This window comes from Nocardioides luti, from assembly GCF_014212315.1.
GTDB classification, from domain to species: Bacteria; Actinomycetota; Actinomycetes; order Propionibacteriales; family Nocardioidaceae; genus Nocardioides; species Nocardioides luti.
Genome location: NZ_JACKXE010000001.1, coordinates 2,391,954 through 2,404,072, shown reverse-complemented (window position 1 = coordinate 2,404,072; position 12,119 = coordinate 2,391,954). Strand labels below are relative to the sequence as shown.

Here is a 12,119-nt window from a genome sequence, read left to right as displayed (position 1 = left end):
ACTCCCGTTCCACGGGGCCTTGGCGCAATTGGTAGCGCACCTGCTTTGCAAGCAGGGGGTTAGGGGTTCGAGTCCCCTAGGCTCCACCGATAGAAACCGCAGGTCAGTCTCGGGGTTTGTTCTTTGCTGGAGTGTCTCGGTTGAGTTTGAGATCGGCCCCTAGGGGAATGGTGGGGGAGGCACGCTGGACCCGTGATCGATCACTCTCAACCCGGCGTCTCAGCCGCTCACTTCTTCTTGAGCTTGAACTCGGGAAAGTTCGACCAGTCCAGCGTTTCATCGAGCCAGGCCGCGGCCCTGTCTGCAACGTGCTGCGCCCCCAAAGTGTAAATGCGGCAGCAGTTCAGGGCGTTCTGCAGTACGAGAGTGTGGCCATTGCCGGACTTGCGCAGAACCCGGGAGGCGGGCGGCCGCTTCGGGTCCTTCCTCAAGGGCGGTGGCCACCGGACGTCGCTCCACGAGGGAACGAGACCGTGAGTCAGAGCATGGCGCACCTGCATCCACGACGACGCGTCCAGCAGAACGTCAGCCCAGTCGACCTCTCGCTCGGCCCACGTGCTGTGACCGGCGCGCGTGTTGATGTTCATGCGGATCTGGCGACCTGTCACGCTCTTGCCTGGTCCGCCGAACAGGGCCTCGACTCGAGTCGAGAACTCTCGGAGGTCAGGGTTGTTCCACTTGCCGATCTCGTTCGCAATCTCCCCCATCGTTGCGCCCTGCTTGGCTAGACCCACCGCGATGAAGTCCTCGACGAAACCCTCGAAGGCCGAGATCGTACCCAGCACCAAGGCCGGGTTGAGCGCTGCGGCCTTGCCCGAGTTGCCTTTCGACCGCGGATGGATGGCGAGTAGGTCGCGTGGCATGCGCAGCATCGCGACGAACCGGTCGAGCGATGTCTGCAGCGGCGGGGCGGCTAAAGAGAACGAAGGGGCGGCCATGGCCCGAGTTTGGCGCACTGACAGTGCGCGGTTGCCCCAAACCGGCAAAGATCCGACTTGATCCCGTTAGCGTGAGCCCCGTGACCGAGCCCTGGGTGTCTGCTGACGCCATCGCCGAACATCTTGGCGTCACGAAGGACAGCGTCTACAGCTGGATCGCCACGAAGGGCATGCCTGCCCACCGGGTCGGACGCCTCTGGAAGTTCCAGGTCTCCGAAGTCGATGCCTGGGTCCGGGCCGATGCAGCCGACACGGCCGGAGCAGAGTGACCAATGGAGATCATCGACAACGTCAATCGCCTACTGGGTGACGACCTGAAGGCCACGCTCGGACGCGACTCGAAGGTGCGTATCGCGGCGTCAGCCTTCTCGATCTATGCGTTCGAGGCACTGCGCAAGGAACTGGAGCACGTCGGGGCACTGGAGTTCATCTTCACCGCGCCGACCTTCGTGGCAGGCCAGGCGACCGACAAGCTCAGGAAGGAGCGTCGGGAGTTCTACATTCCGCAGGCCAAGCGGGAGTCGAGCCTCTACGGGTCCGAGTTTGAGATCAGGTTGCGCAACAAGCTGACCCAGCGTGCCATCGCACGCGAGTGCGCTGAGTGGATCAAAGCGAAGGTCACGTTCAAGTCGAACACCACTGGAGCGCCGATGCAGCAGTTCGCGGTGGTCGACGACCGGGCCGCGTATATGCCGCTGCAGGGTTTCACCAGCTCCGACTTGGGCTATGAGCGGGGTGATGCCGTTTCGAACCTCGTCAACAAGATCGACGAGGCACCGCTGACTGCCGCGTATCTTCAGACCTTCGACGCCATCTGGAACAGCCCACAGCAGGTCCAGGACGTCACCGAGCTGGTCCGTGAGCACATCGCATCGGTTTATGCCGAGAACAGCCCGGAGCGCATTTACTTCCTCGTGCTCTACAACCTCTTCGCCGAGTTCCTCGACGAAGTCACTGAAGACGTCCTGCCGAATGACCTGACGGGGTACAAGGACACCGAAATCTGGAATCGCCTCTACAACTTCCAGAAGGACGCAGCGACGGGGATCATCAACAAGCTAGAGACCTTCAACGGCTGCATCCTCGCCGACAGCGTCGGGCTCGGTAAGACGTTCACCGCGCTAGCCGTCATCAAGTACTACGAGCTGCGGAACAAGTCGGTACTGGTCCTCGCCCCGAAGAAGCTTGAGGACAACTGGACGACGTACAACACCAACCTGACGACCAATGTCCTTGCCAAGGACCGGATGAACTACGACGTCCTCGCACATACGGACCTGGGTAGGACTACCGGATACGCCGGACAGATCCGGCTCGATCGGCTCAACTGGGGCAACTACGACCTCGTGGTGATCGACGAGTCGCACAACTTCCGCAACGCGGACTATGCGCAGGAGAGGGAGTCGCGCTACCAGCGCCTCATGCGACAGGTCATCCAGCAGGGCGTCAAGACCAAGGTGCTGATGCTCTCCGCGACGCCGGTGAACAACCGATTCCTCGACCTGAAGAACCAGCTCGCGCTTGCCTATGAAGGCGAGTCAGAGAACCTCTCGGGAAAGCTCGACATCTCCACCAGCGTGGAGCAGGTCTTTCGTCAGGCGCAGCTGGCGTTCACCAAGTGGTCCGGCCTGCCCGCCGAGGAGCGAACGAGCAACTCCATCCTCGCGATGCTCGACTTCGACTTCTTCGAGCTACTGGACGCGGTCACCATCGCCCGGTCTCGCAAGCACATACAGGCGTTCTATGACACCTCGGAGATCGGCGTCTTCCCGAGGCGCCTGCCCCCGCTCTCGCTCCGTGAGCCGTTGACCGATGTCCCGAACGCTCCGAGCTTCAACGAGATCTTCGAACAGCTTCAGGTGCTCACTCTCGCGGTCTACGCTCCCCTGTCGTACGTCTTCCCGAGCAAGCTTCAGAAGTACGTCGACCTCTATAACGTCAGCGGCGGAACGGCGCGCGGCAACCTCGACCACGCGGGCCGCGAGCGGGGCATCCAAAAGCTCATGACAGTCAACCTGCTCAAGCGCTTGGAAAGCTCAGTGGAAGCCTTCCGGATCACGCTCAAGAAGGTTCACCGTGCCGTTGACGCCGCCCTGACAGCGCTCGATAACCATGACAAGGCCCTCGAGGACCTCGCTACGGCGTTCGCAGACATCGGAGCAGAGGACGACGACTTCGAGGTCCCTGAGTCCGGCAGCGTGGGTCGAAAGTTTCAAGTCGAACTCGCCGACATGGACACGGTCTCGTGGCGCCGCGACCTCTGGAACGACCGTGAAACCTTGCAGGAGCTCATCGACGAGATGGAGCGGATCAGTCCTGCACACGACGCGAAGCTTCAGCGCCTCAGCAGTCAGGTCGAGGCGAAGGTCAGGCAGCCCCTCAACGAAGGAAACCGAAAGGTCCTCATCTTCTCGGCGTTCGCGGACACGGCCAACTATCTCTACCGCGAACTCGCACCTGCCCTGACACAGGCAGGCCTTGAGCTGGGTGTCGTAACGGGCACGTCCAACGGCACCTCGCTCGGGAAGGGCTTCGACTTCCAGGAGATCCTGACGCTCTTCTCGCCGCGATCTAAGGACAAAGCGCTGGTGATGCCGAAAGAGACCCGTGAGATCGACGTGTTGGTCGGCACTGACTGCATCTCCGAAGGCCAGAACCTCCAGGACTGCGACTACCTGATCAACTACGACATCCACTGGAACCCAGTGCGGATCATCCAGCGCTTCGGTCGCATCGACCGCATCGGCTCCACCAACGCCACAATCCAGCTGGTCAACTTCTGGCCCGACATCTCCCTCGACGAGTACATCAACCTCAAGGAGCGCGTCGAGAACCGCATGGTGATCGCCGACCTCGCAGCCACTGCAGATGACAACGTCCTGACCCAGGAGAGCAGCGACACAGCCTTTCGGCGTGAGCAACTCCGCAAGCTCCAAGACGAGGTCATCGAACTCGAAGACGTTCGCACAGGGGTGTCCATCACGGACCTGGGACTCAACGATTTCCGCATGGACCTCCTTGCCTTCGTCAAGGAGTACGGCGATCTCGGGTCGGCTCCCAAAGGCCTTCACGCGGCAGTGGTGGCTGACCCCGCGAGGGGGCTTAAGCCAGGAGCCATCTTCGCCCTACGCAACGTCGACGAGTCGGTAGACATTAATCGCCACAACCGACTCCACCCCTATTACTTGGTCTACCTCGACGATGATGGTCGGGTCATCACAGACCACACCGAGGTCAAGCACCTGCTCGATCTCTTGCGGGGCGCATGCCACGGTGTCTCGGAGCCGGTGCCCGCCGCGTACCACGTCTTCAACGAAGCCACGCGCGACGGAACCGACATGTCGGCCTACTCCGAACTGCTCACGCGCGCGATTCGGTCCCTGCTCGATGTCACCGAAGAACGGGACATCGACAGCCTCTTCTCCGGTGGCAAGACGACCGCACTTACGCAGACATTCGCCGGACTGGACGATTTCGAGCTGGTTGCCTTCATCGCCATCGTTCCAGCCGAAGGTGCGGATGTATGACGGCTACGCTGTACAGATGGCCGGACCATGGACGCGTAGACCGCAGCGTCCCGAAGGAGCGCCTTTACGCCGAGGCGGGAGTGAGCGCGAAGCTCAAGCAGCAATTCGTGGACGACGTTCAACGCATCCGATGGGCCTACAAGATCGGTGTGGAGTCCGTGCGCCTTGCTCCCGTCGAACCGTTCGACGAGTTTCAGGTCTTCGAGGTTGATCTCAAGGGCGCGGACCTGACTGACGGTGTTCTGAAGGCAATCGACATGGCGATCCCTTCTCCCATCATCTTCGAGCTGACCCGTCCAACCGGAGAGATCCAGGTGGTGGCAGCCCGCAAGGAGCTCGGTGTGCGGGGGCCGAGGCTCAGCTCGTACTTCCGCAGCAACTGGCAATCGAATGGCGTGGGGCGTCGGGACCTCCCACCAGCGCTCAACCTCCCGGGCCTCTACGAAGCGATCCTGACGTCTCTCTTGGCGGTAACCGGACGCCCCGGCGAGGGACTGTCGGAGGCCATCGAAAGAATGGCCCGCGTCACGCAGCTGGAGCGTGAGATCGGGACGTTGACACGGCGGCTGCGCACCGAGCCGCAGCTCAACCGCAAGATCGAGCTCCGACGCGAGCTCAAGGCCAAGCAAGCAACACTCGAAGAGCTGAAGTAGAGACAGGGCAGCAGTGCAGAAGCTACGAATGACGTCCCCGGACCTGACGCAGGCCAATATCGAGAGGCTCGCCGAGCTGTTCCCATCGGTCGTCACAGAGACCCTGGACGCGGAAGGTAGCCCGTTCTCCGCGATCGACTTCGACCTGCTTCGGCAGGAGCTCTCGGACCACGTCGTCGAAGGGCCTCAGGAGCGCTACCGGCTCGACTGGCCGGGGAAGCGTGCAGCGGCCTTCACAGCGAACGCTCCCATCGCCAAGACCTTGCGCCCGATGCGCGGCGAGTCCGTCGACTTCGATGCCACAAAGAACCTGTTCATCGAAGGCGACAACCTCGACGCGCTCAAGCTCCTTCAGGAGTCGTATCTCGGCAAGGTCAATGTGATCTATATCGACCCGCCGTACAACACCGGGAATGACTTCGTCTATAACGATGACTTCGCTGAGTCGAGCGCCGACTACCTCGCCCGTTCGGGCCAGAAGTCGGCTGCAGGCGACCGCCTCGTCGCCAACACCGAGGCGAACGGTCGCTTCCACTCCGACTGGCTCAGCATGATGTACCCCCGCCTGAAGCTGGCGCGTGCCTTGTTGGCCGATGACGGCGTCATCATCGCCGCGATCGGCGACCGCGAGCACGCGACCCTCCGCCTGCTCCTCGACCAGATCTTCGGAGCCGAGAACTTCATCTCGGACGTCGTGTGGCAAGGCGGTCGCAAGAATGACTCGCGCTACGTCTCTAACGGCGCGGATTACATGCTGATCTATGCGAAGAACGAAGCGACACTGTCAGCGCTCAACGTCCGTTGGCGTGAAGATCGTCCAGCTGACGCCGCGATTGCAGAAGCCGCGCGCAGAGTCTGGACCGAGGCGGGTGGTGATCAAGCCGAGGCCACAACGCTCATGAAGGAGTGGATCGCCAGCCTTCCGGACGGCGATCCCGCGAAGCAGAACAATCGGTTCTACGAGTTCGAGCCCGATGGCCGGGTGTTCCGCAAACGCGACATTTCCTGGCCCGGTGGAGGAGGGCCTCGGTACGACGTTTTGCACCCGGTGACCAAGCTGCCCGTGAAAGTTCCGAGCCGGGGATGGATCTATTCGCAGCCGGAGCGCATGCAGGCCGACATTGACGCCGGGCTGATCATGTGGGGCAAGGATCACAATGAGTACATCAACAGGAAGACGTACCTTGACTCAGGCGAGGGACAGGTACCTACGTCTGTATTTGAGTTGAAGCGCACGTCCGCGGGCAAGTCATTGGCGACAGTTCTTGGTAGCGACATCTTTGGGTACCCCAAGGACACTCGCGTCCTCGCCCGGTGGATCCGTCTCGTCACCAATGGTGCGAAGGATGCCGTCGTCCTGGACTTCTTCGCTGGCTCTGGATCAACTGGGCAGGCCGTCATGGACCTCAACGCGGCGGACGGCGGGCACCGGCGGTACATCCTTGTGCAGCTTGACGAGGCGTTGCAGAACCCCGAATACGACACCATCGCCAGCGTCGCCCGAGAGCGTCTGCGCCGCGCCGGTGCGCAAGCGAAGGAGGCGGCTGGGGTGCTGGGTGGCGATCTCGACGTCGGGTTCCGATCCCTGCGGCTGGACACCACCAACCTCGCTGCGGTCGAACGCACACCGGATGCGATCCCTCAAGATTCGCTAATGGAACTCCAGAACAGTCTGAAGCCGGACCGCACCGGCGAAGACATCTTGTTCGAGGTCTTCCTCAGCTGGGGCCTCGACCCATCGATGCCGGTTGCAGTGCGGCATCTGGAAGGTCACGAGGTGTTCGTCGTCGATGACGGCGCACTGGTCGCCTGCTTCGAAGGTGAGATCTCACCTGACCTGGTTCGCGCACTCGCCCAACGGGAACCGCTGCGCGCCGTGTTCCGCGACTCGGGTTTCTCCTCTGATGCCGCACGGATCAACGCCGAGCAGATCTTCCGCGAACTGTCCCCTGCCACCGACGTCAAGGTGATCTGACTTGTCCAGGCTCAACCTCACCTCGTTCGACGCTCTCTCCGACAACCTCGGCTATCTGGTAGAGCGCTTCCCTCACGCTGTCACGGAAGTTCGGTCAGCCGACGGTACGGCCACGCGTGCCGTCGACTGGGATGTCCTTCGCCAGGAGTTCAGTGGCCAACTGGTTGAGGGACCTCAAGAGCGCTATCGGCTGGACTGGCCTGGGAAGAGGGAGGCTCTTCTCCTCTCGAACTCTCCCACTGCGCGCTCCCTCCGACCGATCCGAACTGAGTCCGTCGACTTCGACACCACGAGGAACCTCTTCATCGAGGGCGACAACCTGGACACGCTCAAGTTGCTGCAGGAGCCGCTCCTTGGGCAGGTGAAGATGATCTACATCGACCCGCCCTACAACACCGGCAACGACTTCCTGTATGCGGACGACTTCGCAGATTCGCGGGACGACTACCTGAAGCAGTCCGGTCAGGTCGACGAAGCGGGCGCGCGCCTCGTTGCGACGTCCGAGACTGGCGGTCGCTTCCACTCGGCGTGGCTCAGCATGATGTATGCGCGTTTGAAGGTGGCGCGCTCGCTGCTCACCGAGGACGGGGTCGGCTTCGTCAGCATCGACGGCAACGAGGTCGCTCAACTCAAGATGCTCCTGAGCGAGCTGTACGGGCCTAACAACTTCGTAGCAACCATCACCTGGGTGAGCAACTTGAAGGGGCGACAGATCTCTGACGGTGGCCCAGCTGGCACTCACGAATACATCTTGTGCTTCGCCAAGGACGCCCAGGCGGTCAATCAGTTTCGGGGCTCCGGGGCGACGTTCCGCAAGCTCATGCCCGACGTCTACAAGGGTGCCGCGTATGCGCTCAAGGAGGATGCGAAGGGGCCATACGTCACGAAGAACGAGCTCTACAACACGAACTCGAAGTTCAACGAGCGCACTGCTCCGACGATGGTGTTCCGCATCCACTACAACCCGGACAGCGGCGAGGTCCGCGTCAGCGACCTTCATGACGAGACGACGTACCCGGGCTTCATCACCGCGATGCCCCACCCCAACTCACGCCCGGGATTGAATTGGCATGCCTGGCGCTGGAGCCGGGCGAAGATCCTCGCCGACCACGAAGATCTTGAGTTCGACACCACGAACGGAAAGCTTCGGATCCGGACCAAGATCCGGGACGTCGACGGGATGACCATGAAGGACATCGTCATCGGGCCATCGACGATGACGGGACAGGCTGACCTCGAAGCTCTCGGCATGGGTCGCCTGTTCGACACACCCAAGCCGGTCGGGCTGCTTGAGACCCTGGTCTCGGTCGCCACGGGGCCGGATGATCTGGTGCTGGACTTCTTTGCAGGCTCGTGTGCCACGGCCGAAGCTGTGCTCCAGCAGAACGTCACGGACGGCGGCCAGCGGCGTTTCATCATGATTCAGCTTGATGAGCCGTGTGGTGCCGGCACCCCCGCGGCTGCCGAAGGGTTCAGCACCATCGCGGCGATCGGCCGCGAACGTGTGCGGCGCGCAGGGTCGGCTCTTAGGGCAAACGGCTTCACTGGCGACATCGGCTTCCGGGCGCTCCGCTTAGACAGCAGCACGCGCGCCGACGTTCGGAGGACTCCGGACGAAGTGAGCCAGGAATCCCTCCTGGAGCTTCAGGCGACCGTGAAGCCAGACCGCACCGACGAAGACCTGCTGTTCGACGCCCTCTTGGACCTTGGGATCGATCCCGCCTCCCCTGTTGTCGAGCTCAATGTTGACGGCACCGTGATCTTCGACGTCGCTGACGGGGCCGTGATCGCCTGCTTCGCGCGGAAGGTGAGCCAGGAAATGTTGAGGTCGATCGCGGGCCCCCAACCGCTTCATGCGCTCTTTCGAGACGCTGCGTTCGAGACTGACGCCGCGCGGATCAACGCCGAACAGCTGCTCAAGCAGCTGAGCCCCAACACGACGATCGCGACGGTGTGACCCACTCATGAAGCTTCAGTTCAAGGTTCAGCAGTACCAGACGGACGCCGTCGACGCAGTCGTGAACGTCTTTGCCGGTCAGCCGAAGGTAGATGGCGTCTCGTACCGGATCGATCCAGGACGCCGCTTGGCGCGCCTTGATGACGCGTCCGCCGACGCAGGGCTCCGCAACGCAGAGATCCTATTGACCCCCGCCCAACTGCTCACCAACCTCCATCACGTTCAGCAGTCGCGGAACCTGCCACTCTCCACGAAGGTCGCTGACAGCAAGGCTGCGCCTGGCTCGCCCAACCTCGACATCGAGATGGAAACCGGCACCGGGAAGACCTACGTCTACATCAAGACGATCATGGAGCTGAACAAGCGGTACGGATGGTCGAAGTTCATCATCGTCGTGCCCTCTGTAGCGATCCGCGAAGGCGTCAAGAAGACCTTCGACATCACGGCAGAGCACTTCCAGGAGATCTACGGCCGCAAGCCTCGCTCGTTCATCTACAACTCTTCCCAACTGCATGAGATCGAGCGCTTCAGCTCCGATGCAGGCGTGCAGGTCATGATCATCAACATCCAAGCCTTCAATGCCACCGGGAAGGACAACCGTCGCATCTACGACGTCCTCGACGACTTCCAGTCACGTCGGCCCATCGACGTGATCAGCGCCAATCGGCCCATCGTCATCATTGACGAGCCGCAGAAGATCGGCGCTGCGAAGTCCCTCGAGGCCCTGTCCCGGTTCAACGCGCTGGCCGTTCTGCGGTACTCCGCTACCCACAAGGTCGAGCACACCAAGGTGCATCGGCTGGACGCGCTGGATGCGTACAACCAGAAGCTCGTCAAGAAGATCGCCGTTCGCGGCATCACCGTTAGGGGCCTCAACGGGCTCTCTGCGTACCTCTACCTGGACGCCATTGAGGTCAAGAAGGGGCAACTCCCCACGGCCCGCGTGGAGATGGAAGTGGCCACTGCAGGCGGCGTGATCAAGCGCCAGATCAAGCGTCTCCAGCGCGGCAGTCGTCTCCACGACCTGTCCAATGAGATGGAGGCCTACAAGGATCTATTTGTCACCGACATCAGTGCGGTGGACGACACGCTCACCCTCAGCAACGGAGATGTCGTCGTTGCCGGACAGCTCGCCGATCGTGACGTGACCGAGGAGACCAAGCGGCGGATCCAGATCCGCGAGGTGATCCGCGCTCACATCGACAAGGAGCGCCAGCTCTTCACCCAAGGCGTGAAGGTTCTGTCGCTCTTCTTCATCGACGAGGTCGCAAAGTACCGCGACTACGACCGTGAGGACACTCTCGGCGACTACGCCAGAGTCTTCGAGGAGGAATACTCCCTCATCGTCGAAGACGTCATGAGCGAACTGGAACTCGACGAAGCGACATCCGCCTACCGCGACTACCTGAACCGCGATCCGGTCCGGAAGGTGCATCAGGGGTACTTCTCTATCGACAAGAAGACCGCGCGTCTGGTTGACCCCAAGGTCGCCGCCCGAGGGGACGACGCCGGACAGTCGACCGATGCAGACGCATACGACCTGATCCTGAAGGACAAGGAGCGCCTGCTGTCCTTCACGGAGCCCGTGCGCTTCCTGTTCTCGCACTCGGCCCTGCGTGAAGGTTGGGACAACCCCAACGTCTTCATCATGGGAATGCTGAAGAAGAGCGACAACACGATCTCTCGTCGACAGGAGATCGGACGGGGCCTCCGACTGTCGGTCGACCAGCATGGAGAGCGGATGGACAATCCCGTCACGGTCCACGAGATCAACGAGTTGACGGTCGTAACCGACGAGTCATACACCGACTTTGTGACCGGCCTCCAGAAGGAGATCGCGGAGTCGCTCGCGGCCCGCCCGCGCGAGGCCAGCGTCAAGTTCTTCGTCGGGAAGACCATCAAGACGGAGTCTGGCGAAGTGGTTGTCGAGTCGCCGGTTGCTGAGGCGCTGTACAAGTACCTGGTCAAGAACGACTACCTCAATGAGGACGACACCATCTCGGATGCCTACAAGACGGCCCGCGAAGCTGGCACGCTGCCGGAGCCGACCTCCGAGGTGCTCAAGTCGGTCATTGACTTCGTTTGGCCACTGGTGGACATGCTCTACATCGATGTCCCGGCGATCACCAACGACAGGAAGCCAAAGCGCATCCCACTCAATGAGGAGAACTTCCACAGGAAGGAGTTCCAAGCCCTCTGGGGCAGGATCAACCACAAGGCGGTCTATCAAGTCGAGTTCGACTCGACCGAGTTGATCACCAAGTGCATCCGCGCCATCGACAAGCACCTCAACGTCGCTGCGATGCAGTACGTCGTTCAGTCCGGTCAGCAGCGAGAGCAGATGGAGGTCGAGGACCTGAGCTCGGGCGGCGGCTTCACGGTGTCGCGCACGACGACCCAGACCGAGACAGTCACAGCAGGAAGCCAGGTGAAGTACGACCTCCTCGGCGAGATCACAGAGAAGACTCAGCTCACCAGGAAGACGGCAGCAGCGATCCTGACCCAGATCCGGGCTGACGTCTTCGCCAAATTCCGCCTCAATCCCGAGCAGTTCATCACCGAAGCAGCGCGTCTCATCAACGAGCAGAAGGCAACCATCATCGTCGAGCACCTAAGCTACGACACCCTCGACGACCGATTCGACGCGGCGATCTTCACCCAGAATCAGACCGCGCAGGACTTCGCCAAGGCCGGCCAGAAGCTCACGAAGAGCGTGTACGACTACGTCGTAACCGACTCAAAGGTCGAGCGTGACTTCGTAGCGGAGCTCGACACTAGCTCCGAGGTGGCCGTCTACGCGAAGCTCCCGCGCGGATTCTTCATCCCCACGCCCGTTGGCGACTACAACCCCGACTGGGCAATCGCCTTCACGGATGGCACCGTCAAGCACGTGTACTTCGTCGCTGAGACCAAGGGCTCAATGTCGACCCTTCAACTCAAGGGCGTGGAGGAAGCCAAGATCGACTGTGCGCGCAAGTTCTTTGCCCAACTCAACACAGCCGGTGAACACGTGAAGTACGACGTCGTCACCGACTACACCACCTTGATGCAGCTTGTGGCCGGATAAGA

Annotated in this window: 7 protein-coding genes and 1 tRNA gene; 7 read left to right on the top strand and 1 reads right to left on the bottom strand. The window is 61.5% G+C overall.

The features are described 5' to 3' along the window. Positions 1-13: 13 nt before the first annotated feature. Positions 14-86: transfer RNA gene (locus H5V45_RS11455), tRNA-Ala, on the top strand. A 141-nt stretch (positions 87-227) separates the two neighbouring features. Here H5V45_RS11455 and H5V45_RS11450 read toward each other — a convergent pair. Beyond that, positions 228-938, bottom strand: coding sequence for a hypothetical protein (locus tag H5V45_RS11450; protein WP_185253038.1), 711 nt, complete (start codon positions 936-938; stop codon positions 228-230). Between the two features lie 80 nt (positions 939-1,018). Between H5V45_RS11450 and H5V45_RS22670 the strand changes: the two genes are divergently transcribed. Genes H5V45_RS22670 through H5V45_RS11420 form a run of 6 tightly spaced genes read left to right on the top strand, consistent with a single transcriptional unit; the run spans position 1,019 to position 12,117 of the window. Continuing rightward, a complete protein-coding gene (locus H5V45_RS22670) occupies positions 1,019-1,207 on the top strand; it encodes an excisionase family DNA-binding protein (protein WP_185253037.1) in 189 nt (62 codons plus the stop codon). A gap of 3 nt (positions 1,208-1,210) precedes the next feature. After that, positions 1,211-4,465, top strand: coding sequence for a helicase-related protein (locus tag H5V45_RS11440; protein WP_185253036.1), 3,255 nt, complete (start codon positions 1,211-1,213; stop codon positions 4,463-4,465). Continuing rightward, entirely contained in the window at positions 4,462-5,118 is a 657-nt protein-coding gene (locus H5V45_RS11435) for a DUF4391 domain-containing protein (RefSeq protein WP_185253035.1), read from the top strand. Before H5V45_RS11440 ends, H5V45_RS11435 begins: the two co-directional genes overlap by 4 nt. A 28-nt stretch (positions 5,119-5,146) precedes the next feature. Next, positions 5,147-7,093 (top strand): site-specific DNA-methyltransferase, encoded by a 1,947-nt coding sequence (locus tag H5V45_RS11430; protein WP_185253034.1) that lies wholly within the window; start codon positions 5,147-5,149, stop codon positions 7,091-7,093. Between the two features lies 1 nt (position 7,094). Beyond that, complete coding sequence (locus tag H5V45_RS11425) at positions 7,095-9,050, top strand: site-specific DNA-methyltransferase (protein WP_185253033.1); 1,956 nt, start codon at positions 7,095-7,097, stop codon at positions 9,048-9,050. A 7-nt stretch (positions 9,051-9,057) separates the two neighbouring features. Next, positions 9,058-12,117, top strand: a complete 3,060-nt coding sequence (locus H5V45_RS11420; RefSeq protein WP_185253032.1) for a type III restriction-modification system endonuclease — start codon at positions 9,058-9,060, stop codon at positions 12,115-12,117. Positions 12,118-12,119 lie beyond the last annotated feature (2 nt).